Source organism: Haloarcula sp. K1 (assembly GCF_001647155.1).
Taxonomy (GTDB): Archaea; Halobacteriota; Halobacteria; order Halobacteriales; family Haloarculaceae; genus Haloarcula; species Haloarcula hispanica.
The window spans coordinates 101,284-125,802 of record NZ_LRHL01000023.1; the positions used below are offsets into that span (position 1 = coordinate 101,284).

General features: G+C 62.7%; 21 protein-coding genes and 1 tRNA gene. 9 read left to right on the forward strand and 13 right to left on the reverse strand.

Features of this window, described 5'->3' with window-relative positions; translation table 11 throughout:
- Window positions 1-22: 22 nt before the first annotated feature.
- Genes AV929_RS07995 through AV929_RS08005 form a run of 3 tightly spaced genes read left to right on the forward strand, consistent with a single transcriptional unit; the run spans window position 23 to window position 4,460 of the window.
- Window positions 23-877, forward strand: coding sequence for an alpha/beta fold hydrolase (locus AV929_RS07995; RefSeq protein WP_080510065.1), 855 nt, complete (start codon window positions 23-25; stop codon window positions 875-877).
- The gene (locus tag AV929_RS08000) at window positions 870-2,534 is read left to right on the forward strand and encodes an AMP-binding protein (protein ID WP_064287944.1); all 1,665 of its coding nucleotides are present in this window, start codon (window positions 870-872) and stop codon (window positions 2,532-2,534) included. Before AV929_RS07995 ends, AV929_RS08000 begins: the two co-directional genes overlap by 8 nt.
- 54 nt (window positions 2,535-2,588) lie before the next feature.
- Complete coding sequence (locus AV929_RS08005) at window positions 2,589-4,460, forward strand: PAS domain S-box protein (protein ID WP_064288199.1); 1,872 nt, start codon at window positions 2,589-2,591, stop codon at window positions 4,458-4,460.
- Between the two features lie 78 nt (window positions 4,461-4,538).
- Here the strand turns inward: AV929_RS08005 and AV929_RS08010 are convergent, their stop codons facing one another.
- Window positions 4,539-5,789, reverse strand: a complete 1,251-nt coding sequence (locus AV929_RS08010; RefSeq protein ID WP_014040150.1) for a mandelate racemase/muconate lactonizing enzyme family protein — start codon at window positions 5,787-5,789, stop codon at window positions 4,539-4,541.
- A 301-nt stretch (window positions 5,790-6,090) separates the two neighbouring features.
- On the reverse strand, window positions 6,091-7,167 hold the full coding sequence (locus AV929_RS08015; protein WP_064287945.1) for a site-specific integrase: 1,077 nt from the start codon (window positions 7,165-7,167) through the stop codon (window positions 6,091-6,093).
- A 487-nt stretch (window positions 7,168-7,654) separates the two neighbouring features.
- Here AV929_RS08015 and AV929_RS08020 point away from each other — a divergent pair, with 487 nt between their 5' ends.
- Entirely contained in the window at window positions 7,655-7,867 is a 213-nt protein-coding gene (locus AV929_RS08020; RefSeq protein WP_064287946.1) for a hypothetical protein, read from the forward strand.
- Window positions 7,868-8,393: 526 nt separating this feature from the next.
- On the opposite strand, the gene AV929_RS21845 is transcribed toward AV929_RS08020, so the two are convergent.
- The 5 genes from AV929_RS21845 to AV929_RS08040 form a co-directional block, all read right to left on the reverse strand.
- Window positions 8,394-8,615: a hypothetical protein gene (locus AV929_RS21845; RefSeq protein ID WP_155120740.1), complete on the reverse strand. Its 222-nt coding sequence runs from the start codon at window positions 8,613-8,615 to the stop codon at window positions 8,394-8,396.
- 74 nt (window positions 8,616-8,689) lie between these two features.
- Window positions 8,690-10,531, reverse strand: coding sequence for a hypothetical protein (locus AV929_RS08025; RefSeq protein ID WP_064287947.1), 1,842 nt, complete (start codon window positions 10,529-10,531; stop codon window positions 8,690-8,692).
- A 422-nt stretch (window positions 10,532-10,953) separates the two neighbouring features.
- A complete protein-coding gene (locus AV929_RS08030; RefSeq protein ID WP_155120741.1) occupies window positions 10,954-11,271 on the reverse strand; it encodes a hypothetical protein in 318 nt (105 codons plus the stop codon).
- Window positions 11,272-11,557: 286 nt separating this feature from the next.
- Window positions 11,558-11,628: transfer RNA gene (locus tag AV929_RS08035), tRNA-Pro, on the reverse strand.
- 146 nt (window positions 11,629-11,774) lie between these two features.
- Window positions 11,775-12,809, reverse strand: coding sequence for a nitrous oxide reductase family maturation protein NosD (locus tag AV929_RS08040; protein ID WP_064287949.1), 1,035 nt, complete (start codon window positions 12,807-12,809; stop codon window positions 11,775-11,777).
- A gap of 108 nt (window positions 12,810-12,917) precedes the next feature.
- Here AV929_RS08040 and AV929_RS08045 point away from each other — a divergent pair, with 108 nt between their 5' ends.
- The gene (locus tag AV929_RS08045) at window positions 12,918-14,252 is read left to right on the forward strand and encodes a DEAD/DEAH box helicase (protein ID WP_064288200.1); all 1,335 of its coding nucleotides are present in this window, start codon (window positions 12,918-12,920) and stop codon (window positions 14,250-14,252) included.
- A gap of 90 nt (window positions 14,253-14,342) precedes the next feature.
- On the forward strand, window positions 14,343-15,911 hold the full coding sequence (locus tag AV929_RS08050) for a DUF790 family protein (RefSeq protein ID WP_064287950.1): 1,569 nt from the start codon (window positions 14,343-14,345) through the stop codon (window positions 15,909-15,911).
- A 78-nt stretch (window positions 15,912-15,989) separates the two neighbouring features.
- Here the strand turns inward: AV929_RS08050 and AV929_RS08055 are convergent, their stop codons facing one another.
- From AV929_RS08055 to AV929_RS08070, 4 genes are all read right to left on the reverse strand, one after another.
- Window positions 15,990-17,213, reverse strand: a complete 1,224-nt coding sequence (locus AV929_RS08055; protein WP_064287951.1) for a nucleotidyltransferase family protein — start codon at window positions 17,211-17,213, stop codon at window positions 15,990-15,992.
- On the reverse strand, window positions 17,207-18,121 hold the full coding sequence (locus AV929_RS08060; RefSeq protein ID WP_064287952.1) for a hypothetical protein: 915 nt from the start codon (window positions 18,119-18,121) through the stop codon (window positions 17,207-17,209). Before AV929_RS08060 ends, AV929_RS08055 begins: the two co-directional genes overlap by 7 nt.
- Window positions 18,122-18,545: 424 nt before the next feature.
- Window positions 18,546-19,061: a lasso peptide biosynthesis B2 protein gene (locus AV929_RS08065; RefSeq protein WP_318526335.1), complete on the reverse strand. Its 516-nt coding sequence runs from the start codon at window positions 19,059-19,061 to the stop codon at window positions 18,546-18,548.
- Window positions 18,964-19,260, reverse strand: coding sequence for a PqqD family peptide modification chaperone (locus AV929_RS08070; RefSeq protein WP_023843231.1), 297 nt, complete (start codon window positions 19,258-19,260; stop codon window positions 18,964-18,966). The genes AV929_RS08065 and AV929_RS08070 overlap by 98 nt, the downstream gene beginning before the upstream one ends.
- Window positions 19,261-19,410: 150 nt before the next feature.
- On the opposite strand from AV929_RS08070, the gene AV929_RS08075 reads away from it, so the two are divergent.
- A complete protein-coding gene (locus AV929_RS08075; RefSeq protein ID WP_064287953.1) occupies window positions 19,411-21,219 on the forward strand; it encodes an ABC transporter ATP-binding protein in 1,809 nt (602 codons plus the stop codon).
- A gap of 32 nt (window positions 21,220-21,251) precedes the next feature.
- On the opposite strand, the gene AV929_RS08080 is transcribed toward AV929_RS08075, so the two are convergent.
- On the reverse strand, window positions 21,252-21,752 hold the full coding sequence (locus tag AV929_RS08080) for a hypothetical protein (protein ID WP_014040158.1): 501 nt from the start codon (window positions 21,750-21,752) through the stop codon (window positions 21,252-21,254).
- Entirely contained in the window at window positions 21,749-22,660 is a 912-nt protein-coding gene (locus AV929_RS08085; protein WP_014040159.1) for an RsmB/NOP family class I SAM-dependent RNA methyltransferase, read from the reverse strand. The genes AV929_RS08080 and AV929_RS08085 overlap by 4 nt, the downstream gene beginning before the upstream one ends.
- A 51-nt stretch (window positions 22,661-22,711) precedes the next feature.
- Between AV929_RS08085 and AV929_RS08090 the strand changes: the two genes are divergently transcribed.
- Window positions 22,712-23,485: a proteasome assembly chaperone family protein gene (locus AV929_RS08090; RefSeq protein WP_079980829.1), complete on the forward strand. Its 774-nt coding sequence runs from the start codon at window positions 22,712-22,714 to the stop codon at window positions 23,483-23,485.
- On the forward strand, window positions 23,485-24,480 hold the full coding sequence (gene sppA / locus AV929_RS08095; protein WP_050037941.1) for a signal peptide peptidase SppA: 996 nt from the start codon (window positions 23,485-23,487) through the stop codon (window positions 24,478-24,480). Before AV929_RS08090 ends, sppA begins: the two co-directional genes overlap by 1 nt.
- The last annotated feature ends 39 nt before the right edge of the window (window positions 24,481-24,519 follow it).

The window sequence follows — 24,519 nt, forward strand, 5'->3', positions numbered from 1 at the left end:
CGAAGGGGGAGCCAGCAGAGCAATGACCGCGGAACCGGACCACTTGAAGGATATCCAACCAGAACCTGCCAGTATGCAATACGCGACTAACGACGGCGTCTCGCTCGCCTACGAGCACGAGGGGCCGTCAGACGCCGAGACTGTGGTCTTCGTCGAAGGCATCGGCTACGGCCGCTGGATGTGGCTGTGGCAACAGGAGGCACTCGTCGACGAGTACCAGACCCTCGTATGGGACAACCGCGGCACCGGCGACTCCGAGGAGCCCGACGGGCCCTACACGATGCGCGAGATGGCCAGCGACCTAGAGGCCGTACTCGACGACGCCGGCGTCGAGCAGGCCCACGTCGTCGGGGCCAGTATGGGCGGGATGATCGCCCAGCAGTACGCACTGGAGTACGATCGGGCGCAGTCGCTGACGCTCATGTGTACCTCGCCAGGCGGGCCGGAAGCCAAGGCGGTCCCCGAGGAGACCCAACAGCGGATGTTCAACGTACCCGAGGACCTCGACAAGCGCGAACTCCGGCGGTACAAAATGCAGCCCGCGCTTTCGGATCGGTTCATGGGCACCCACGAAGACCTCATCGAGCGCATCATCGACTGGCGCATCGACAGCGACGCCAGCGACCAAGCCCTCGAATGGCAAGGCGCGGCTGTGCAGGCCCACGATGTGTCGGACCGCCTCCAGCAGATTACGGAGCCGTGCCTGGTCATCCACGGGACCGCTGACGAGGTCGTCCCCTACGAGAACGGGAAACTGCTGGCGCGGGGCTTGCCAAACGCCGACTTCATCACCGTCCACGGCGGTCCGCACCTGTTGTTCATTGAGGAGTACGACCGCGTCAACACACAGATACGGGAGTTCATCGACGATGTCTGAGGGGACGCCACAGGAGTGGGTCGGTGCCTGGAGCGAGCGCCGGGCCGCGCTCACGCCGGACCGCGAGGGATTGGTGGATGCGACCACCGGCGAGCGGTTCACCTACGCCGAACTGGACCGGCGAGCGAACCGGACCGCTCGCCTGCTCCGGCAGTACGGGGTCGGTGCGGACGCCGACGCCGCCCGCACTGCGACGGACGCCACGGCGGCAGCCGGCACCGTCGCCGTCGTCTCGCGGAACCGCCCCGCCGTCGTCGACCTGTTCTTCGCCACGGGCAAGACCGGGAGCCGACTCGCCCCGCTGTCCCATCGGCTCGCGCCCCCTGAACTCGCCGAACTGCTGGACCGTGTCGACCCCGAGGTACTCGTCGTCGAGGCTCCGTTCGCCGGAACGGTCACTGCCGCCCTGGAGCGAGTCGAACAGACGACGCCAGAACTCATCCATCTCGAAACGGACACGACGGAGTCGTCTGCGTTCGCCACGCTCGACAGCACGCCCTACGCTTCGGCCCTCCCCGAGGACGACGCGCCCGTCGAGACGGCGACTCCCGCCCCCGGCGACACCCACCTCCTCCTCCACACCGGCGGGTCGACGGGGACGCCCAAGGAGACGGAAATCACGCATCGCGGCATCGTCTGGAACTCCCTGAACACGATCACGGCCTGGGGGCTGCGGGCCGACGACGTGACGCCGATGGTGTTCCCGATGTTCCACACCGGGGGCTGGAACGTCCTCACCGTCCCGCTGTGGCATCTGGGCGGAACGGTCGTCATCGCCCGCGAGTTCGACCCCGGCGACGTGCTGGAGACCATCGATACTGAGGGTGGGACCGTCCTCGTCGCCGTCCCCGCAGTGCTGCGAATGATGACGGACCACGACCGCTGGACGGAGACGGACCTCTCGACGCTGCGCTTCGCCAAGTCCGGCGGCGGCCCCTGCCGCAAGAGCGTGATGGAGGCGTGGTGGGACCGCGGTGTCGACCTCTCACAGGGCTACGGCCTCACCGAGTGCGGCCCGAACAACTTCGCGATGCCGGAGGGCTGGCCCCGAAAGAAGGCCGATTCCGTCGGCAAGCCGGCGATGCACGTCGACGCCAGAGTCGTCGAACCCGACGACGGTGACAACGGCGATGGTCCCTCCGACGCGCGAAAGACGGTCGACCCCGGCACCGTCGGCGAACTCCAGTTGCGCTCGCCCCACGCCGCGACGGGCTACCTCGACAACCCCGAGGCCACCGCCGAGACGTTCGGCGACGGCTGGGTGTCGACTGGCGACCTCGCCCGCGCCGACGCAGACGGCTACTACTACATCGAGGGTCGAACCAAGCATATGTTCGTCAGCGGCGGCGAGAACGTCTATCCCGCGGAGGTCGAGGACGCTATCGCCGACCATCCGTCGGTCGGTGAAGTCGTCGTGATTCCGGTGCCCGACGACAGGTGGGGCCAGGTCGGCAAGGCCGTCATCGAACCTGCGACCGATAGCACGACAGGCGGGGCCAGCGACCGGTCGCTGACACTCGACGGCCTCCGGACGTTCCTCGACGACCGACTAGCCCGGTACAAACACCCCCGTGAGATTGCGTTCGTCGAGGCGATGCCGACCAGCGGTCCGGACAAGATCGACCGGGGTGCAATCTTGGACCGGTTCGGGGCGTAATCCGTCAATGCAGGCGTATCTTCAAGAGGGGTGATGCAGTTCCACTTACACAAGATGGCTGACACATATGCGACGACGGATTCGATACATGTGTTGCAGGTGGACGACACCCCGCTACTCGACGAGACTGTCGAGTTCCCGGATGGACGAGACCCGGACTCGCTTACCCTGACTACGACTGACCGGGCTGACAGTGCGCTCGAACGTCTCGAAGACAACGCTATCGATGGTATCGTTACCGCGGACGACCTCCCGGACCGGTCCGGCCGTGAATTCGCTGAGATAGTCCGCGAGCGGGATAGCAATGTCCCGGTACTGCTGCTGACCGAGTCGGAATCCGTCGCCAGTGACGCGGTCTCGAACGGAGTCACCGACGTTTTCAGCAGAGACACGGCTCTCGGGCGTGGCGATCTCCTCGCCAATCGGATTCGGCTGCTCGTCGAACACCACCAGTCGACAGAAATCGCTAGCCGGACCAGACGGCGACTCACGGAGCTGGCGGAACAGTCGAACGAACTGCTGTGGGTGTTCTCCGGGGACTGGACCGAGATACAGTTCGTCAATTCGGCATACGAAACGCTCTACGGCCGCTCCGTGGAGTCCCTGCAGGCTGACCCCGCAGAGTTCATGACAGCGATTCACCACACGGACCAGGAGAGAGTCATGCAGGCGATGCAACGCGTGTCAGCCGGCGAATCCGTCGACCTCGAATTCCGTATTACCAAACCAGATGGCGAACAGCGCTGGGTGCGGGCCGAGGCGCAACCGATCGTCGACGACGGCACAGTCACCAGAATCGTCGGGGCCTCGTGCGACATCACCGAGCGGAAGCGACGCGAGTCCGAACGCGTCACGGAACTGGATAGCCCCGACGCGCCGGTCGATGCAGTGCCGGATCTGTTCTATGAACTCGACGAGAACGGCGATCTGGTTCGCTGGAATGATGCACTGGCGGCAGCCACCGAGCACGAAGACGCTGACCTCGAGTCGATGGCTCTGACAGCCCTCTTCGCCCCGTCCGACCGCGAGACGGTTCGTCAAGGTATTGAGACGGCGTTCGAGACCGGTGAGGCGTCGTTCAAAGCCGACCTGCTGACCGCCGAGGGAACGACAGTCCCGTACGAATTCACTGGCGGCCGGATAACGGCTGCTGACGGCTCGACGCTCGGCGTGGCCGGTATCGGACGGGAAATCTCTACCCTCGACAGCCGTCAACAGGCTCTCGAACAACAAAACGAGCGCCTCGACGAGTTCGTCAGCGTCGTCAGTCACGACCTCCGGAACCCGCTTGACGTCGCCCGGGGCCAGCTAGAACTCGCACAGATGGAACACGACAGCGAGCATCTCGATGCAGTCGAGCGAGCCCACGACCGTATCGGCCAACTCATCGAGGACCTCCTGTCGCTGGCCCGGAACGGCGAGGCCGCGCTCGACAGCGAGTCAGTGCCGCTCCAGACCGTCGTCGAGCAGTGCTGGCAAACCGTCGAGACCGGCGACGCGACACTGGAGCTACGGACCGCTGCCGTGGTCCGCGCGGCCCCCAGCCGGCTCCGGCAACTGTTCGAGAACCTCATCCGCAACAGTGTGGAACATGGACAAACGCCACACACCGAGAAACAGGGAGACACCGGCGAGCAGCGTGCGACAACCTCGATATCACAGTCGCAGGGAGCGGCCACCGACCTGACGATAACTGTCGGCGAACTGAACGACGGCTTCTACGTCGCGGACGACGGCGTCGGGATTCCGGCCGACGAGCGCGAGGACGTGTTCGAGGGCGGGTACTCGCTGGCTTCGGGTCCCGGGTTCGGCCTCCGAATCGTCGATGAGATCGTCGACACCCACGGCTGGTCGATAACGGTCGCAGAAAGCGACGCCGGCGGTGCTCGCTTCGAGATCACCGGCGTCGAATTCGATGCGGCGTAACTGTGCCGCCGTGATATCGGGTGACCACCACGTCACCCGGTGCCGTCCCAGTCAACACCAACAGATGGGGGGCTGAACTTACGCTTCGTCGAAGACGGTGTCGCCCTCGACGACGTGCTCTTCGACGGCGTCGAGATCGAGCGTCAGACCGAGACCCGGCTCTTCCGGAATCTCGATGTAGCCGTCCTCGATGACGGTCTCCTCGACTAGGTCCTCCCACCAGCCGAGTTCGTAGGAGTGGTACTCGACGGCGAGAGAGTTCGGGACAGACGCCCCGACGTGGGCGCTCGCCATCGTCGCAATCGGCGAGGAGACGTTGTGCATCGCGACCGGGATGTAGTACTGGTTCGCCACATCGGCGACCTTGCGCGTCTCGCGCATCCCGCCGACCTTCGGCATGTCCGGCGCGATCATGTCGACGGCCTGGTTCTCGATGAGCCGCCGCTCCTCGGTGACGCGGTAGCGGTTCTCGCCCACGGTAATCGGCGTGGTCGTGGACTTGGTGACTTCCTCCTGCACTTCGAGATTCTCCGGCGGAACGGGGTCTTCGAGCCACCAGACGTCGTACTCCTCGATGGCGTCGGCGAGGCGCTTCCCGGAGCTGCCCGAGAACGTCCAGTGACAGTCGAAGGCCACGTCGGCCTCGTCTTTGACCTCCTCGGTGACCTTCTCGACGATCTCGGCCTTGTGGCGGATTTCGCCCGGGCGGAGGTGGCGGTTCGCGCGGTCCTTTTCGAGGCCGCTCGGCACGTCGAGATCGAACTTCAACGCGTCGTAGCCCAGTTCGTCGACGACGCGGCGCGCCTCCTCGGCGCAGGCGTCGGCGTCAGCCTCTTCCTCGGTATGGCAGTCGCAGTACACGCGCATCTCGTCGCGGTACTTGCCGCCCAGGAGCTGGTAGGCCGGCACTTCGAGGATCTTGCCCGCGAGGTCGTGCAGTGCGACCTCGATGCCAGCGATGGCCGTCACGGTGACGCCCTCGACGCTCCCCTCGCCGCTCATCTTCTGGATGAGGTGCTCGTAGAGGCGGTCGATATCCAGCGGGTTCTCGCCGACGACGAACGGCTTCATCCGCTCGATGAGTTCCGGGACGCCCGCGCCCCAGTATGCCTCGCCCGTACCGACGATGCCTGCGTCGGTGTAGATCCGGACGAGCGTCCACGGGAAGTTCCCGTCGACCATCGTCGTCTGAACGTCTGTGATCTCCACGTCACGGCCGCCACCGCGCTTGGCGGTGACGCCCATTGTCTCCGCAGAGAGCTCCCGCATGGTGTACTCTGCGTTCGGGTCGTGCAGGTCAGCGTAGTCTACGTCGTTTGCCTTTCCCATACCCCTCGCTTGCTATCGGCATTACAAAAGTGTAGAGGAAATCGGTCTCGTTCTGGCAGGGCCGCACAAATCACAATTTGGCTGTCAGCCTTCCTCTGCTTCCGCCTTGGGTGTCTGATTGATGCTTCCGTCAACCACTGTGGCAGCGCAACCCTCGCGGCCCGTATGAAACCGCTGCTGTCCAGTTGTATTCCTTGCACAAAGCCTTGAAGTGGGACCGCCGAGTGCCGCGGTTCGTCTCTAGAATCGTTCATCCGTGGGTTGTCGTGGTTGTGACTCATGGGTAATCTGGGAACTGCGGTTAGTCGATGTAGCTACGGCGCGATTCCATCCGCTTCAGCAGGTCCGGCTGGTCGTAGTGCGTGCGAATGACCTCCGGGGTCGCGTTCACACGCTCGGCCAGCACCTCCGGCGGCCAACCTTCATCACGGTGATGCGTGATCGAGCCAGTCCGTATCCGGTGCGGAGAACGGGCCGACGGGCAACGCGATTCATAGCCGTGTTCCAGCGCCTCGCAGGTCTCCGTATCGCGGTCGTGCGGACACGTCCCGAAACGGCACGGCTGGGTGATGATATTAAAGCGAGAGCGAATCGCGCCCTTCGACATCCGACCGGTTCCGCGCTTGCTGGAGAACAGCGGCTTGCGCCCGTGTTCGTCCTCGACCTCGACGCGGGTCACCTCGATGTAGTCTTCGAGCAGCTGCCCGATCTCTTCCGACAGGCCGACCGGACGCTCACCATCCTCCTGATTCTTCAGCGGCGTATCCGTCTCAGGTCGATGGCAGAAGTAAACGAACGGAACGTCGAACTGTTCGAGTTCCTCATCGGTGAGTCCGTCCCGGTGGGCCAGTCGGTCGAGATCGTCGTCGGTCAGGTAGCAGTCGTCCAGGTCGAGCGCACGAAGCGCACCGAGTCGAGCACCAGTATGCCACGCCAGCGCGAACAGCATGTGGTCGCGGCTGGCGTAGTCGAACTGTTCCAGTTTGTGCAGAATCGTCTCGGCACGGTTCGCCGTCAGTTTCTCCTCGTTCGCTCGTTCTGCCTTCGAGAGGGTCGGCACGTCGACTTTCGCGGGCAGTACCGGCGGGACGGCTTCTACGTCGACGCAGAAGTCCAGAAACAGTTTGATCGTCCCGAGTTGCGTGTTCAGGGCGTTCTTCGTTAGCCCGTCAGCACGTCGGTCGGAGTCGTACCGGAACACGTCGCGCCCGGTGAGGTCGTTCAGGTTGTCGATGCCCTCTTCGTCGAGCCAGTCGACGAACTGCCGAACGCGGTAGTAGTAGCTCTGAACCGTCTCGTCGGCTTTCTCGGCTTTCTGCCGGTCTATCCACATCTCCAGTGCTTGCCGCGGGGCAAGCGGTTGGAGATCGTCACTCATCGGTGTCCCTCTCGGATGGGGCATCCGGTTCTGTTTCGAGGGCGGACGAGCGAATCCGATTTCAGATTTGACGGGGCAGTCATCCACTCCTGACTGCTGATTGCACGTATAAACCGGACCGTCTCGGTTGGGTGAAAGTGGAACCGTGGGGCTAGGCCCACTGATTACTGCGTTTATCCGGCTTTCTGAATCCACTCTTGAGAAACTAACACGACTGCCGGACAACCTCCGGCGGGGTCGAGCGAGGGGTTTAATCCTCGCGGTTGTGTCTGCTAACATGCTTCCGTGGGTGCAGCACGGGAGCCACAGCGGGCCGGTGTTCCAGCACCGGGTCCGCGTTTTCCGAACTGTTCCAGCAGTCCGGGTGACCTCCGTAACTACTTCTTCGACTAAAGAACAATAATGGTTTCTAAATTTGTAATCGGTCTAATCATAATAATACTGTGGACCAGAGTTTATTTGATGCACACGACCGATAGATGCCACAATGGCGGGCCGAAAACCGGACGTGACTGATGAAGAGATTATCGCGGTACTGGCTCAGGCTACCGATCCTGTTCTGTCCACGAACGAAGTTGCCGAGCAAATTCCAATCAAATCTAACGCTACACAAATCCGCCTGAAGGAACTCCGCTCTGAAGACCGTATCAACGGCAAGCAAGCCGGTCGTAGCTGGGTCTGGTGGGTTGACGACGAATAGTACGCTCTCCCATCGGGGACTCGTTCGACGGTCGCTTTGTCTCGCTGGTTTCGTTCTCCCATCGGGGACTCGGTCGTCGGTTTCACATCGGGGACTCGTTCACCGAACACTCCACAGGCACGACCCGAAGCGCCGGGGTTCACTCTCCCGTCGGGGACTCGGTCGCCGATGACGTGTCGGGGACTCACTTATCGGTCGTTCACGCAGCAGGCGACACGTTCTCCTGTCGGGGACTCAGTCGTCGACAGCGCATCGAAGACTCACTTATTAGCCGTTCAAGAATCAGGTAGTATTCTGGTTATTTTACCATCTGAACCTAATTACATACCTCAGAACTAATCAATAAGTTGTGATAGTAGTGAAGCAATAAACAGAACAACTAACAGCCAAACCATTATTTCAATAAATGATGGGAGAAAATCAACTAGAACCATTCCAAGATCTTGGTTCAATACGGTCACAGTGACCACTAACATAACGACTATAATGATAGTTGAAACAACTGTCTCTACGACATCTTCTGGATTCATTCTTTATCACTTCCTATTTGATTTATTCTCAACCGGGTGTCAATCGCAAGAATCAGTACTGCCAATAAGATCAGAGCCATAGATGCGATAATAATAGCTCCAACCGTATTCATATCGGATGAAAATATAGAATATAATCCACTGAGAAGTGATACTGTTATTCCTGCTGCGGATCCGACAGCACCAATAACAGTCAATAATTGTTTATCTAATGTCATATAGTGCGTTTATTCACAGTTTGGACCCAATAGCACGCCGGATATCATAAATCCACTTGCATACCAGATATTCATTATGACCATACATCAACTATCGGCGGGTCATTCTCACGATTAACGACAGGCAACCCGTCGCCATCAGCAACACAGTCTTCGGCGGTTTCGAGATCACACAGATCATCAACTAACTGGCAACTGGGGAGGTCCCAGTACGCATACGCACCAATATAATCGACGACACAGCGGAACGAAGCCTCTTCGGGCAACGTCGAACGCACCTGCGGCTGTTCCACATCGGAAATCGCCCGCTCTACGGCGGCGTCGAGATCGTCGAGGTCGTCCCACTGCCGACGCGCGAGGTTGTCGCGTATCTCGCTCTCACTCGCTGCTTGTACTGAGTCGAGCGAACACCAGCGAACGGCTTCACGCACGTCCGGGTCTTGCAGGTGATCGTTCGGGTCGATTCCTTCCGTAATCGACTCCGAGCAAGACCAGAACCGGCGGTTCGTCACCCAGTACAGCGCAAGCTTCCACGTCGCCGCTTTGTCAGCGTACGTCTCTCGGTCGTCGTCGCCCTGCTCGAAGGACTCCGTCGCGTCAAGCAGCGAGCCGAACGTCGCACTCAGGTACTTCCCGAGATACGCGCCAGCGGTTGACTCCATTTCGTGGCCGTCGTCGCCGAACTCGATCAACTCATGCGAGCGGGTTCGTTCTCGAACCCACTCTTCGCCGTGGTCGTGGTCGCCGAACCTGTACCAGTCGACGAAGCCTTCGTCGCTCTGGAACTCCGGTTCCAGCTCGTCGAGGTCGTCGCGGTACGTCAGCGGGTACACGTCGACGATCTCGCCTTGGCCGTAGTCGGCCCATTTCTCGGCTACTTCCGGCTTGTCGCACAGCCACGGCAGTTCATCTTTCTGGCGGGTCGGTACGTCGAAAAACAGCACATGCAGGTGCGGGTATCCTTTCTCAGTGAACTCCAAGGCCTTGATGTAGTCCGGTCGGTCACGCGGTCGCCCAGTCACATCGTCGTCGAGATCGGGTCGCCAGCCGGGGACGCTCGGGTCGCGGGTATCGGCTTTCGTCGACGGGTCCGAGTCGAAATACGACAACAGCCGGTTGAAGTTCTCGTTTATCGAATCTATCCCGTCGAGCAGCGAGTCTTGGCGCTTCGGGTCGGTCGTCAACGTCACCAGCACAGCGTTCTCAGCGTTCTCGTAGCCGTATTCCAGCGCGTCATTGAACCGGGCGAACTGCTTGGACACGCGGCCTTGGTCGTTGAAGCGGGTCTTGTAGTCCTTCGTCATCCGCTGTGTGGACTCGCCACCGCGCCGATCTACAAAGTGGACATCGAACAGCAGTTTGTAATCTTTGATGCGGTTCAGGTAGGATGTAAAACCGTCTTTCAGTAGCTCCCGTAGGTCATCATCTACAGAATCGACGCGAGAGAGGTAATTACGCAAGAACTCACGATCATACGTCAGGCCCTCTGTCTGGGTTGTTTGAGTAATGCCTTCTGTAATCAAGTCAAGAAGCCGCAGTGTCGGGGTCACGAAAAGAACGCCTGACGACCGGGATTTCCGCACGTACGGGTCGTCGGGGGCTATGAGGTCGTCGATGAAGCGGTATGCAAACTGGTAGTCCGGGTCCGAACCGTCGACGCGCTCGCACGTCTCAGGCGACACTCCCTTCACTGCGTACGAAACGACGTGAGACAGCGGCGTACCTTCCGGATGCGCCGCAATAAACTTCGCAATGCGTACGCGATCTTCGTCGCGTTCGGTCAGTGTTCCATCGAGCAACTGGCCGTGGCCGAGGAGGTCGCGCTCTTCCAGGAGGTCTGCTAAGACGGGAGTGTTACATCTGTCCGCGAGGTCGAGACCGCCCAGATGTCCCGGCGGCTCCACGCGGCTGTTCATGCGTGGGACCCCGCGGGGGCAGAAACGGCATTGGTCGGACAGGTGAACGCGGTAACGATTCCCCTCACCCGCCGGGTTCGGGGGAAACGCTCGGGCTTCCGGGTCGACCCGCAAGGGGTCGCTGCCGGCTGGTCGAGCAGGTGCGGGCCGCGATTGGCGCTCGCGGCCCGGTCCGGGCTGCTCGCTCCGCTGCGCTGCCGGGCGTGCCAGCTCTCCCACGCCCTCGCTTTCGGTGGGCTGTGGGGGCTGGCAGATACGCGCGGCTGGGAGGTCGAGTCAACCCCCGCAAGGGGGGTTTCCTCTCCCGAAACGCGAACCTGTGGGGTCGAGCCGCCGACACACTGGGTTGGTCGGACGGTGGGTCGGCTACCTACGGCGGGTACTCCCCTGTCCTCTCCTCGGCACATCGTCGGACAGAGGAGTTACCGATCAAGCGCCGGGTCGTCGACGCTGTGTCGGTCGAGTACCGGAACTGCGTAGCAGTGGCGGCACTCTCTCGCCCGGGCGTAGTCCGAATCGATCTTGTTGATGCAGTTGTCGTGACAGTGGACGCACCGATAGGCCGTGTACTGCGACCAATCGGTACTCTCGCCGTCCGCGACGTGTGGGAGGTTCGGCCTGTGTTCCTCAGGTAGGTTCTCAGGGGTCGAACCACGTTGTGCCGGACTGGGGCCGGAGTTCGGTATCTCACTCTCGTCGCTTTCCTCAGCAGGCTCTACGTGACTCTCCGCGTCACTCATCGGAACCACCTCGCACGAGTTCGTCGTCGACTTCTTGGACTGCACGACGCACCTCTGAATCAGTCGCACCGTCCTCAACGAGTCGGCTTGCAGGGACGAACGCACAGGGTGGATACGGCCACTGCTGACGACGCCGAATTTCGATCAGAAGCCGTAGCTTCTTGACAGACTTCCTATGGTTCTCGGAGGTATTTAAAGAACGACTAAATTTCAACCGAATACGTGAAGGAAATTGACCGCTCGAACACCTAAGCGTACAGGTGTCGGCATCTGATAAAACAGAGTATGGGACCGCCGAGATTCGAACTCAGGTCCGACGGACCCCATCCGCCGAGGATACCGCTACCCCACGGTCCCGCACTCTGGGAGAAGAGGGTGTTTTAATTAAGGGCTTCGCTTTGGTGGCGAGAGTGGCAGCCCGTGACGGGGTAGGCAATGCCGGCGTGTCTGCTTCACTCGGCGACTTTGATATCGGGGCTGTCGATGGTGACGTTCTCAAGCGACTAGCCCTCGCTCGCGGAGCGGGCGTCGACACCGATGGCATTCTGCTCGGCGGTCACGGAGACGGTCGATTCAGAGACAGTCCACGACGCGTTGGTCTTGACGGCGTGGATTCCCTGTTGCCGGCTTTCGATGATCGTATTCTGGATGGTCCACGCGCCGGTCGTTCGAGCGCTGAAGACCCCGATATCCCGGGTTTCGAGGGTGGCATTTTCGAGCGTCCACGCACCGCCCGAGAAAGCGGTCACCAGGCCGGTGTCGCTCCGGCGGACCGTCAGGTCGGTCACCGTCCAGTCGCCGTCGCTGTCGATAGCTTTGACGCCGGTATCGCTACGACGGACCTCCGTGTTCTGGACCGTCCAGTCGCCAGTTGTCCCGGAGGCATCGACGCCGTCCGCGCCGGACCGGTCGACGACGACCGCTGCGACCGCCCAGTCGCCGGAAGACCTGCGGACGTCGGCGCCGTCGCCGCCGACAGCGACGAAGCGAGTGTCGCGAATCGTCCAGTCGCCGCTGGTCTCGCGGGCGAACACGCCGCTGTAGGTCGTGCTGGCGACGGCGGCGTCCTCGATAGTCCAGTTCCCGGACGAATTCGGCGCGTAGACGCCGACGTCGGCAGCGATAACGGTCGTATTACTGACCGTCCAGTCGCCATTGGTCCCGTTGGCCATGACACCGAAGCGGTAGTTCCGCACGGTAAATCCGGTGACGGTCGGTTCGGCTGGGCCGGCCACCGTAACGCCGGTACCGTTGACGAACCGCGAGCCGTCCAGTATCGCCCGGTCGGGTGCGACGAGGGAGATGTTCTCGTTGATTCGGACTTCTTCGTAGTAGGTGCCCGGCCGGACCTCGACGGTGTCACCGCTATCGGCGGCGTCCACGGCGGCCTGTATCGACCGGTAGTCGGCACTCCCGTCTTTGTCGACGGTTAGTGTCTCCTGTGCCGTCTGTGTTCCTGCTACGCTTGCCGGTACCACGGCGAGGGTCAGCACTGCCGACAGCAAGAGGGCAATTACTGCTGCTCGTGCGTCGTCCATACTAAGAATAGTGGGTGCGAACGGACGTAAACTGTATTGTTATTTTACCCGGTGGTGCCCGCAGCGGCCCACGAAAGCGTTATCGGCCGGACCGGCGAACCCCGGAGTGTGCTGGAGTTGACGTACGAGTCGGGGACCATCCGCGTGACGGGGGACCCGCCGTCGGACCTGCCCGGCGTCGAGTACGACGAGCGCTCGCAGACAGATCGAGCGCCGGCCTACCGGTACGCCGAACTCCGGGCCGCGCTCGACGAGCGCGGGCTGGCATACGAGGACCACGTCAGTTCGCTCCCGTCGCTGTCGCTCTCGACGACGTACGACCTCAGAGCCTACCAGCAGGCAGCGCTGGACGCTTGGCGAACGACCGGCGATAGAGGCTGTCTGGAACTCCCGACGGGGAGCGGCAAAACCGTCATCGGCATCGCGGCGATGGTCGCGCTGGGGACGCCGACGCTGGTCGTGGTCCCGACTATCGACCTGCTGGAGCAGTGGCAGCGCGAGCTACAGCGGGAGTTCGACCAGCCGGTCGGCCGCATGGGCGGGGGCGAACAGCGCGTCGAGGACATCACGGTGTCGACGTACGACTCGGCGTACCTGCGGGCCGACGAACTCGGGGACCGATTCGGACTCGTGGTCTTCGACGAGGTCCACCACCTCGGCGGGGAGGGGTACCGGGACATCGCTCGGCTGCTCGCCGCGCCGGCACGGCTCGGGCTGACGGCGACGTTCGAGCGCCCGGACGGAGCCCACGAGGTTATCGAGGACCTCGTCGGGCCGCTCGTCCAGCGAGTCAGCGTTGACGACCTGGCGGGCGAGCACCTCGCGGACTACGATATCAAACGAATCGAAGTCGCGCTCACGCCGGACGAGCGGGACCGCTACGAGGAGTCTCAGAGGACGTTCACCGACTACCTGAAGCAGTCCAACATCCAACTCCGGTCCGGCAGCGACTATCAGGAACTCGTGAAGCGGTCCGGCAACGACCCGGCGGCCCGCGAGGCGCTGCTGGCGAAACAGCGCGCCCGCGAGGTGATGATGAACGCTCAGCGGAAGGTCGACCGGCTGGCGACGATTCTGGACCGCCACCGCGAGGACCGCATCATCGTCTTCACCGCCCACACCGACCTCGTGTACCGCCTCTCCGAGCGGTTCCTCATCCCGGCGATAACACACGAGACCGGTGCGAGCGAGCGTCGGGAGATCTTAGAGCGGTTCCGCGACGGGACCTACTCCCGGGTCGTGACGGCGAACGTCCTCGACGAGGGTGTGGACGTGCCCGACGCCAACGTCGCCGTCGTCCTCTCGGGGAGCGGGTCAGAGCGGGAATTCACCCAGCGACTCGGCCGGATTCTGCGGCCAAAAGCCGACGGCGGTCGGGCGCTGTTGTACGAACTCGTGACCGAGGAGACTGCCGAAGAGCGCGTCGCCAGGCGACGCAGATAGCGGGCGGTGCAGCATCGAGGTAGCCCTTAAGCGTATCGAGAAATTGCCCTGACTCCCTGTTTTTTGTCGCTCCGTGGCGGACACACGCGTGTGCTGACGAAAGACCTCCTGCGGGTGTCCCGGGCCGGCGGCGGCTACCACCTGCAGTTCGCCGACGCCGACGCGGAGCGGCTGGCGGCCCGCGTGCTCGGAATCTATCAGGGTCACGTCGGCGAATCCCGCGGGACGCTGGTGGCGGCACTCACAGACGTAGAGCGAGAGGCCGACGATTTCAAACTCGTCCGCGGGCTGGCGAAACTCGTCGAGCGGGAGGCGACCTTCGGGACGCAAGCCACTGTCGACCCTGTCCGCGCCCGTCGTCGAGTGTTCGAAGCCGCTGCGGACGTCGGCGTCGTGACCGAGGCCGAGCGCCAGCAGGCACTCTCCGAGGCGGCCGACCACTTCGGCACGGATGCCGAGACGCTGGCCGACACACTGTACGCCGACCGCGACTCACGACAGATTCTCACCGATGTCGACTCGCGCTGGGGGCCGGCCGAACTGCGGACCCAGTACGACCTCTCGCTGGCGCAAACGGCGCTGTTCGACGCCACCGAGGTACGGGTCCGCTCCTCCGACCCGAAGGCGCTCGTCTCGGCAGTCAAGCGCCTCCGGCTGATGTACGAGATTCGACAGACTGCGAACGGTCGGGAGGTCATCGTCACGGGGCCGGACGCGCTGTTCTCGAATACACGCCGGTACGGCACCCGCTTCGCTCGTCTCCTTCGGACAGTCGCGGCCGCGAGCGAGTGGGAATTGACGGCGACCATCGATGACCGGGGTACCGAGCGGGAACTCACCTTTTCAGATGCGGATGTCTCCGTTCCCGGCGTCGAGCCCGTAACTGAGGTCAGCTACGACAGCGGCGTCGAAGCCGACTTCGCCGGGCGGTTCGCCGCGCTGGACCTTGACTGGGACCTGATCCGGGAACCGGAGCCTCTAGCGGCAGGGGAACACGTCATCATCCCGGATTTCGCCTTCGAGTGGCGACCCGGCGCTGATACCGGCGTTCGGGACACCGGGCGCAGTGGCGGGGGCTCGGACGGGGCTGCCAGTGACGCTCCCTTCCGGATTTTCTTCGAAATTATGGGTTTCTGGACGCCGGAGTACGTCGAGAAGAAACTCACCCGCCTTGACGCCTTGGAGGACGTCGAGATGCTGGTCGCCGTCGACGCGTCTCTTGGCGTTGGGGAAGACATCGAAGCGACGGAGACCCGAGCGATCCCGTACTCCGGGACGGTCAGCGTGAAAGACGTGCGGGACGCGCTGCGGCCCTACGAGGAGCGGCTGGTGCGCGAGAGCGCCGCGGAGATACCCGATGAACTCCGGCCGGATGCCGACGTTACCTCGCTCGCCGACCTCGCCGCGGAGTACGGCGTCAGCGAGGATGCGCTGGAAGACGTGGCCTATCCTGACCACGAGCGCGTCGGGCGCACGCTCGTTTCCCCTGCCGTGTTAGACGACTTGGCCGAGGAGATCGAGCCCGGAATGGCGTACGAGGCGGCGAGCGACAGACTGGCAGACTACGGTATCGAGGACGACAGCGCCGCCCTCGCACGCCTTGGCTACCGCGTTGCCTGGGAAGGGCTGGGTGAGGGGACAATCCGGCCACGGGAGTGAGCCGCCTGTGGGATACCGCTGAGAATCAGCCCCCAGATACAGCGAATCGTCGCCGGAACGAAGCGAGCGACTCGGCGTTCAGGTCGCTTCGTCAAGTGGCTCTTCGGACCGCTGTCGCTGCCACTGTGGCACTTCGAGGAGGAGTCGGAGCGGCCAGATGACGTAGTACAGCGGATGCAGCGGGCCGGGGAGCGGGCAAAACTGGTACTCCGAGTAAGTCGGGTGAAGCGACGAATGCAACAGCAGGAGCGGCACCAGCGCAGTTGCCGAATCGCTGGCAGCCAGGTGAAACTGAGCGGCCTCGAACTGCGTGAGTGCCTGTGGCGTCCCAGCGGCCAGCGACTCGACGACGGCCTCGGTTAACTCGGTGACGCGGTCGTCCGTGCGAAGGCGATCCAGTATCGGCGTTGGGAGGGCATACCCGAAGACAGTACGGGCGAGCGCGGCCCCGAGCAGTAGGTTCCGCTGGACGCCAGTTTCCCGCGCCCGAGCGAGGACGTGTGACCAGTCGGCTTCCGTCGACTCCAGCGCCGCAACGAAATCACAGAGCCACTTCAGGAGATACCAGCGGTGCTTGGTGCCGTGGAACGCTAATACGAGTAGCCGATCTGGCTGTGCAAGCGCCGGAAGCGGTTGGCCGCCGACCGATACGGTGTCGCGGCGGTCCCAGAGTTCACCGAAGGATGTGGAGAACGGTCGCTCGGCATCGCCAACGCGCCAGCGAAGTTCCACGTCGAACTCCGGACCGCGCATTTCGTACTCGTGAACGATAGCCTTCGTCACGGGACCGCCCAACAGCGCCGCGTCGTCCAATCGCGGCGTGCCCCCGCGCCACTCGTAGCCTCGCTCTTCCAGAATATCCGCGGCGACGGTGATATCTTCAGGATGGACGAGCAGATCCAGATCGTTGTACTCCCGCACCGTTGCGTCGTCATAGGCGGCGGCGGACAGCGTCGGTCCTTTGAACGGTACCGCGCGTACACCGCGTGTCTCAAAACTCTCGATTATCTCCTGTAGCTCGGTCGTGAACGCGAGATTCCGCATCCGCTTTCCCTGTACTGTGCTGTTAAGTCGTGTCAACACGGACTCTGGCACGGTGAACGCAGCACTGCTCTCGCGTGCCATCGGTTCCAGCCCCTGATAGAGGAGTTGCACGACGCCGTGATACTGAGCGAGTTCAACGACGCGGTCCCAGTCTGGCGTGTCATCCAGCGCGGGAAGCTCGGGGGAAGCGTCGGTGACGATTGCGGTACGAACACAGTCGACTACCAATTGGAGTTCGGGTTCAGCCTCCGTTAGCATGGCTTACTCTCGAGATCAGACTGAATCCGGTCTACGACCTCCGGGAGTATATCGAGATCGAACGGTCGGCGGAGCCGTTTTATATCTGTCATATCGACGATCTCCCCGCAAGCACTGAAATTGGCCACGGCCTGGCCGTCGGCATCCAGCGCGCCCAGCGTGTACGTGTTATCGACGAGCGCCATGACCTGTTCGTCCGGCCTGACTGAGTCCACCCCGATAGATTCACCGTCTTCGAGCAGATAGATGCGTTCTAGCGGCACCGGAGTCGCGGGCTGGTCGTGTCTGAGCCCGTAGAAGTGTCGCGGGCGCCCGCTGTGGACCTGTTCCGGCGGCTCGACCGGGGGGTCAAACGCCGCAACTGCCTCCGGGTCGAGTTTCATCGATGGGTAGCCGCTCCGAACGACTGGTCCCGCATTATCCAGCGTTATCGCAGCCACGTCGTCGCTCAGGACACGGTGCCCGTCAAGCAAACAGGCCATCGCAGTCGTCGTTTTTCCGACCCCGGACTCCCCGACGAACGCCACTGCACGCCCGTCGATGCTGACAGTACTGGCGTGCAGTACGAAGTAGCCCCGCTGGTCCAGCAGGTGGTTCAACGCCGGGCCGACCAGTACGTGGCGGAGGACTTCGCTTGGCACGTCCGAGGCCGGGTCTACAGCGATGGACGTCCCGTCGAGAATTCTGACCGTTGCGGCGTCGTATAGAAGGTAGTATTCGCGCTCGTCTACCGCGTGAAAGGTCGATTCGGAGTCAGCCGACAGTGGGCGAGGGAGCCGTTCTTCAGTGATGGTGACGTCGGCCCGCCCGTCGGGCTCTGTCTCAGCGGGCGGAAGCTCCGGTACGTCGAATGCCGAGCGGACTGTCAGTCCAAAAGCTTCGTACGTGGCTGTGCTTACTGTTGCCATCCTGCTAGGTCCCTCCCTGCGTAGTTGTCCATCGATTCCGTCCGTGCTGAAACACACCCCATCTACGACACCCCTGGTTCATACCAGATCGCTTGACTTCTGTGGTGGATAAGAATGCGCTCTCTACTTCCGACACACAGCCACGAAACCGTCACGACGTAGCCATTGACCGGTGCCAGTGTCGGGGATCAATAAAGGAGGGATCAGTTAGATACGTGAACCGACTGCGGACTTTAGCTCCACTTCCCGTATCCGTCGTCGTGGTCCCACCAGTTCGTCTTTTCTTCGACAGTTCCATACGTTTCGACCGACGGCGTTTCGTATTCCTTCATGGGTTACCCCCGCCTCTGGTTTCAGATGTAGGTGTATTTGTTATAGTATCCATTACCGTTGAATTCACACAGAATAGCGTGTTTACTATCCGTTAGCCACGTACTTCGCGTTCCGTGAGTGTGCGGAAGCGCCCGAAGTCGTCGACATCCCCGATAAGGACAGCCCCGTTAGACTCGATCCAAGCGTGAGCCTCGAACGTCTCGGACTGGGTGTCCACGCCGAAGCGGAGACGATGCGGCAGGTTGTTGGCTACCAGCAGTGTGCTACCAGTGAGCGCTCGGTCAAGACAATCGTAGGTGCCCGGAAGACGTGATCCCGCTGTCAGAACCGCCCACCGCACTGACTCTGGTGACCCGGACTGACGATGACACGGGAGGTACTGAGAGACTATACCGAAATATCGCTCTGCGTCCTCCAGCCCAGCGACTGCAAGCAATACCTTGCTCGCAACGATCAGTACCACAGCTTCACAGAGCAATAGCTTCTGCGCCCGTGGCAACGCCCTGAACTCACGGAGTCGGGCTCGCATCGATCTTGACGAGTTGCTCCGCGGCAAGCGTTTCCAGGAATCGTTCCACGTCAGTTGCCACTCGGTCTCTGTCGACATCGTACTCCTCGACTAGCGTTGAGACGATAGCCGCTGGTTCCGTCGGTTCCTGGATTCGGTCCCAGATGTCCGGGCCGACGCCCGACAGGCCCTGGTACCGCCCCGTCTCGTTGTTGAGCAGCACGATCTCGCCGTCGATAGTCGTGGTCACACAGTTATCAGTTGCGACGACAGTCGATCCAGAATCTATCGCGACCATATGAGGACTCCAGGGATACTCGCACTATTTGTTATGGCCTCTTTTCGTCGCCGTCACAACCCAGACAGGTGGTAGACGCTCCCTTCGCTCCCGTACTGCCCAACCGTAGTGAGTCGGTAACTATGTTACATAGCACTCGCATCCGGAACAATGACTGATACTCCCTCCGTCAGTGAAAAATACGCATCGCTGCGCCGTGTGGCACTGTATCGTCCGGCACTGACGGGGAGTATCGTCGCCGCCAGCCTCTTCGTGATGCTGCTGGAGGGCGTTGGCCTCTCGTTCCTGTTTCCCATACTCGACGCTGCACAGGGCGGGCAAGGCCTCCCACTGCAGGCGGACGGCGTCACCGGCCAGTTCCTGTCCGCGTACGCCGCCGCCGGACTGCCGCTCACGCTCGAATCCCTGTTACTCGGTCTCGCGTGCGTGATGGTCGTCCGGTTCACGGCATCGTTTGCGGTGAAGTGGCTCGCGGCGAAGCTTACACAGACGTACGAACGCGATCTCAAGAACAGGGCCTATGAACTGGCGATGGGCGCGTCGGTCGCCTACTACGACGACAAGGGCTCCGACGACATCATGAACACGATTCTGACACAGACCCGGTACGCTGGCCGTGTCATCGGCCGGATTATCCAGTTCTTCCAGCAGGCAATCCTCTGTCTAGTGTATATCGGGATCGCACTCGCTATCGCTCCGGTGCTGGCAGTCGGTGCAGCTGTCGCTCTCGGCGGTGTCACGGCGATCATCAGATACGGCATCGAGCCCGGGTACGCCGTTGGCGACCGTGTGGCGACGGCAAACGAACAGCTACAGGAGACAACACAGGCGGGGACGCAAGGTATCCGTGACGTGAAGCTGTTCGGTATGCGCGACGGACTGCTTGCCGAGTTCCGGGCCACGCTCGACCGATACACCTCGACCAGCATCGCCGTTCGCCGGAACGAGGTCGCAATCGGTAGCTTCTATCGGCTCTCGGTCTCGCTGCTCCTGTTTGGGCTCGTCTACGTCGCAATCAGTTTTCGGGCGCTGTCTATCGCGGAACTCGGCGTGTTCCTGTTCGCGATGCTCCGACTCGCGCCCCGACTGAGTTCGCTCAATTCTACCATCTACGCCGTCGAGGGAGAGCTCCCACATCTGGTTCGCACCCACCAGTTCATCGACCGCCTCGAAACCCAGCAGGAGCCCACTGGCGGGCAGCCAGTCCCGGACTGCATCGAGGAAGTCGCGTTCGAGAACGTCTCGTTCGCCTACGAGGACGAGCCAGTGCTCGCGGACTTCTCGATGGCTGTCGAGCGAGGCGAGTTCGTCGGTATCGTCGGTGAGTCCGGTGGTGGCAAATCGACAGTCGTCTCGCTGCTCACTCGGCTCTATGCGCCGGATAGCGGTGACGTTCTGGCGAACGGGACGCCGATTTCGACCTATGCCCTCGACGAATGGCGTGACGCTGTTGCGATGGTCCGACAGGACCCGCATATCTTCAACGACTCCTTGCGGTACAACCTCACCGTCGGCAGGGATATCTCCGACGAGACGCTGTACGAGGTCGCCGAGAAGGCCCTCGTCCTCGAATTTCTCGATGACCTTCCGCAGGGGCTCGACACGGTGCTGGGCGACGACGGCGTGAAACTCTCCGGCGGGCAACGCCAGCGCGTCGCACTGGCCCGCGCGCTGCTGACGGACGCAGAGATACTCGTACTCGATGAAGCCACCAGCGACCTCGACTCGAACCTGGAACGGCAAATCCATCGAACCGTCGAGACGCTCGACGGGGACCAGACCGTGATCGCAATCGCCCATCGGCTCTCGACCGTCTCTAACGCCGACCGAATCTACACCGTCGAGGACGGGCAGGTCACAGAACGGGGCAGCCACGCCGAACTGCTTGACGACGACGGCACGTACGCGGAGTTGTACGCGATGCAGGGAACGCCGGCCGCGAAGTCTTCCAGTGGCTAATCGGTTCTCAGTGGGACGGGTGGGTCCTCGGGTTAGACCTCTCGGCGACGTCCTTTCGGCACCTGGGACCTGAGTTCGCCGTACACGTACAGGCCGACGCCGACCGGTTCGGCCTCGCCGGCGAGGTCGTGGGTGACGACGAGATACCCCCAGTCGCCGTCCCAGTCGAGTTCCTGATCCTCGCCCGCGACGAACGCTCGGGCAGTGTCCTCGTCGAGGTGAATGACGTTCTGGCTGGCGTGCTCGCCGAATCGCTGGACGGCCTCCAGCGTCGGCTTCCAGTGTTCCTGGCGCGTCCGCAGGAACGTCATTCCAAGGCCCTCGATGTCGACAGGCGATGGCGGACTCCCCTGATACAGCCACAGTTTGCCAGCGCCGCGTTCCCAGAACGTGTATCCCTCGAAAGTCTCCGGCGGGACGCCGAACCGCTCGGTCCAGAAGTCGAGGACTTCCTCGCGGGTCGCCCGCTCGGGGTCTTCTCGCTCTTCGTCTGTCTCTGGGAGCCGCGTGAACTCCGTGCTCTGGTCGCTCATTCCGCGGGTACCTCCAGTTTCGCACAGAAGAACCCGCCCGTGTCGTTGTGATGCGGGTAGATGCGCTTGGCGTCGGCGACGCTGGGGTCGAATGTCTCGTCCTGCCACTCGGTGATGCCGGGGGCGTGGTCGAGCGGGAGGTCGTAGTCCACAATTTCGCAGGCCGTCTCGCCGAGAACGTAGTCCAGTACGGCCTCGTTTTCCTCCGGGGCAAATGTGCAGGTGGAGTAAACGACGGTTCCGCCGGGTTCGGTCACTTCGACGGCTCGCTTGAGGATTCCTTTCTGGACGCCGGAGATGCCTTCGACGTGCGAGAGCGTCCAATCTTCCAGCGTATCGGGGTTCTTTCGAATGGTCCCTTCACAGGAACAGGGGACGTCAACGAGTGCCCGGTCGTATCCCTCGCCGCCGAAGGGCTTGAGCGAGTGGTTGCGCCCGTCCTCGTGGGTGACAGCGACCGTGGTCGCGCCCAGCCGCTCAGTGTTGGTCCGTAGCGCCGAAATCCGTCCGAGGTTGTTGTCGGTCGCGACGACTTCGCCGGTGTCCTCTATCAGCGCGGCGAGCTGGGTCGTCTTGCTCCCCGGTGCCGCACAGGCGTCCCAGACTCGCTCGCCAGGCTGGGGGTCCAGTACGGTCGCCGGAATCACGGACACTTCCTCCTGCCCGTGAATCCAGCCGTGGAAGTACGGCCAGTTCGCGCCGGGGGAGTCCTCGGGCAGGACGAACAGGCCGTCGTGCCAGTCGACGGGTTCGTAGGCGATGTCCGCGTCCGCAAGCGCCGTTCGGACCCTCTCGACGGAGGCTTTGATGGTGTTGACCCTGACAGCCGACGGTAGCGGGCGTTCACATGCGTCGATGAACGCCTCGAAGTCGTCGATGATGGGTCGGTAGCGGTCGAGTGGTTCCATTGTCCGGCGTTCGCTGGCGGTCGGTTTGTGGGTTTCGAACGGCACTGGCCCATGGCTTTCAAGCCGCCGGCGGCCGATACCACAGACATGGCACACATACAGGTCCACCGCGACGACATTTCGCTCGATTCCCCGACACTGGTCGAGGGGCTCCCGGGCGTCGGACTCGTCGGCAAGATAGCCGCCGACCATCTCGTCGACGTCTACGATATGGAGTACTACGCGTCAGCCCACTGCGAGGGACTGCCAGAAATCGCCGTGTACGGGACGGACGATCCGGACGTTCGCCCGCCGGTCCGACTGTACGCGGATGAGGGCCGTGACCTGCTCGTCCTCCAGAGCGATGCACCGATCTCCCCGTCCGGCGCGAAGGAGTTCGCCGGCTGTATGGTCAGCTGGTTCGAGGCCAACGACGCGACGCCGATCTACCTCAGCGGCCGTCCTGCCGAGAAAGACGGTGTACCGGACGTGTACGGCGTCTCAACCGGCGACGGGGCGGCGATGCTGGAGGAGGCGAACGTGGACTCGCCCTCGGAGAACGGCGCGATCACCGGGCCGACCGGGGCGCTGGTCCACGAATCACAGCGGGTCGGGCTGACGAGCATCGGGCTCATCGTCGAGGCCGATCAGCGCTTTCCTGACCCGGAAGCGGCGCGGGCGCTCCTGCAGACGGCGATAAGCCCGCTGGCCGACTTCGAGGTCGATACCGAGGCACTGGTCGAGCAGGCCGAGGAAATCGGTCGAGCCAAGGCGCAACTCGCACAGCAGCTTCAGGAAAATCAGGAGGAGAGCACGAGCGCACAGCCGCTCGGGATGTATCAGTAATGGCGGGCACAGACGACATCGTTCGTGGGTTACTGGTCGTAATTGTGGTCGGTATCGGCACGGTCCTGGGCTGGGTGCTGTTCGTCAGAACGCCCGACAACCTCGCCCAGTTGCTCGGCGTCCTGCTGGTCGTCGCTGTCGCCGTCGCCACCGCCCGTATCGGCAGCAACATCGCCGGTTCCCTCCTCCCGGCACACAACGTCGCGGAGGTCGCCGTCGAAGGGCCGATCAGCCGTGACGGCGGTGGCGGCATCACCAGTCCACCGGTGGGCGCGTCGGCCGACGACATCGTCGAACAGATAGACCGTGCCGACGCGGACCGGGGCTCAGAGGCGCTGCTCCTGAAACTGAACACGCCGGGCGGCGAAATCGTCCCCAGCGAGGACATCCGCATCGCCGCCGAGGAGTTCGACGGCCCGACCATCGCCTACGCCACGGACGTCTGTGCCAGCGGCGGCTACGACATCGCCGCCGGCTGTGACGAGCTCTGGGCGCGCGAGGGCTCTATCGTCGGCTCGATCGGCGTCGTCGGCTCGCGGGTCAACGCCAAGGAACTGGCCGACCGGCTTGGCCTCTCCTACGAGCAGTTCACCGCCGGCGAGTACAAGGACGCCGGCGTGCCGTTGAAGGAGATGACCGAGGACGAGCGCGAGTACCTCCAGGGTATCGTCGACGACTACTACGACCAGTTCATCGACACCGTTGCCGAGGGCCGCGAGATGGACGCCGAGACGCTCAAGGACACCGAAGCGCGCATCTTCCTCGGCGACGAGGCCGAAGAGCGTGGGCTCGTCGACCGGCTCGGCACGCGCGACGACGTCGAGGCGAGCCTGGAGCAACGGCTGGGCGAGGCTGTGACGATCAAGGAGTACGAGCCCGAGCGCGGCCTGACCGGCAAACTCCGCGGAGGCGCACAGCAGGTCGCCTTCGCCCTCGGCGCGGGTATCGCCGGCGTCGCCGACGGCGATATCGAGGGCCTCTCCTTCCGGCGATAGCTCGGGAGGTTTTTTATTCGGGGACCGCCTTCGCCGTAG

What these genes read in the sequence shown, in the direction of transcription:
- AV929_RS08000 (WP_064287944.1), top strand. Translation starts at nt 870, where the DNA reads ATGTCTGAGGGGACGCCACAGGAGTGGGTCGGTGCCTGGAGCGAGCGC.
- AV929_RS08015 (WP_064287945.1), bottom strand. Translation starts at nt 7,167, where the DNA reads ATGAGTGACGATCTCCAACCGCTTGCCCCGCGGCAAGCACTGGAGATG.
- AV929_RS08075 (WP_064287953.1), top strand. Translation starts at nt 19,411, where the DNA reads ATGACTGATACTCCCTCCGTCAGTGAAAAATACGCATCGCTGCGCCGT.
- AV929_RS08010 (WP_014040150.1), bottom strand. Translation starts at nt 5,789, where the DNA reads ATGGGAAAGGCAAACGACGTAGACTACGCTGACCTGCACGACCCGAAC.
- AV929_RS21845 (WP_155120740.1), bottom strand. Translation starts at nt 8,615, where the DNA reads ATGACATTAGATAAACAATTATTGACTGTTATTGGTGCTGTCGGATCC.
- AV929_RS08065 (WP_318526335.1), bottom strand. Translation starts at nt 19,061, where the DNA reads ATGTCGACAGAGACCGAGTGGCAACTGACGTGGAACGATTCCTGGAAA.
- AV929_RS07995 (WP_080510065.1), top strand. Translation starts at nt 23, where the DNA reads ATGACCGCGGAACCGGACCACTTGAAGGATATCCAACCAGAACCTGCC.
- AV929_RS08090 (WP_079980829.1), top strand. Translation starts at nt 22,712, where the DNA reads ATGGCTTTCAAGCCGCCGGCGGCCGATACCACAGACATGGCACACATA.
- AV929_RS08025 (WP_064287947.1), bottom strand. Translation starts at nt 10,531, where the DNA reads ATGAACAGCCGCGTGGAGCCGCCGGGACATCTGGGCGGTCTCGACCTC.
- AV929_RS08080 (WP_014040158.1), bottom strand. Translation starts at nt 21,752, where the DNA reads ATGAGCGACCAGAGCACGGAGTTCACGCGGCTCCCAGAGACAGACGAA.
- AV929_RS08060 (WP_064287952.1), bottom strand. Translation starts at nt 18,121, where the DNA reads ATGGCAACAGTAAGCACAGCCACGTACGAAGCTTTTGGACTGACAGTC.
- AV929_RS08040 (WP_064287949.1), bottom strand. Translation starts at nt 12,809, where the DNA reads ATGGACGACGCACGAGCAGCAGTAATTGCCCTCTTGCTGTCGGCAGTG.
- AV929_RS08005 (WP_064288199.1), top strand. Translation starts at nt 2,589, where the DNA reads ATGGCTGACACATATGCGACGACGGATTCGATACATGTGTTGCAGGTG.
- AV929_RS08085 (WP_014040159.1), bottom strand. Translation starts at nt 22,660, where the DNA reads ATGGAACCACTCGACCGCTACCGACCCATCATCGACGACTTCGAGGCG.
- sppA (WP_050037941.1), top strand. Translation starts at nt 23,485, where the DNA reads ATGGCGGGCACAGACGACATCGTTCGTGGGTTACTGGTCGTAATTGTG.
- AV929_RS08030 (WP_155120741.1), bottom strand. Translation starts at nt 11,271, where the DNA reads ATGAGTGACGCGGAGAGTCACGTAGAGCCTGCTGAGGAAAGCGACGAG.
- AV929_RS08055 (WP_064287951.1), bottom strand. Translation starts at nt 17,213, where the DNA reads ATGCTAACGGAGGCTGAACCCGAACTCCAATTGGTAGTCGACTGTGTT.
- AV929_RS08020 (WP_064287946.1), top strand. Translation starts at nt 7,655, where the DNA reads ATGGCGGGCCGAAAACCGGACGTGACTGATGAAGAGATTATCGCGGTA.
- AV929_RS08070 (WP_023843231.1), bottom strand. Translation starts at nt 19,260, where the DNA reads ATGGTCGCGATAGATTCTGGATCGACTGTCGTCGCAACTGATAACTGT.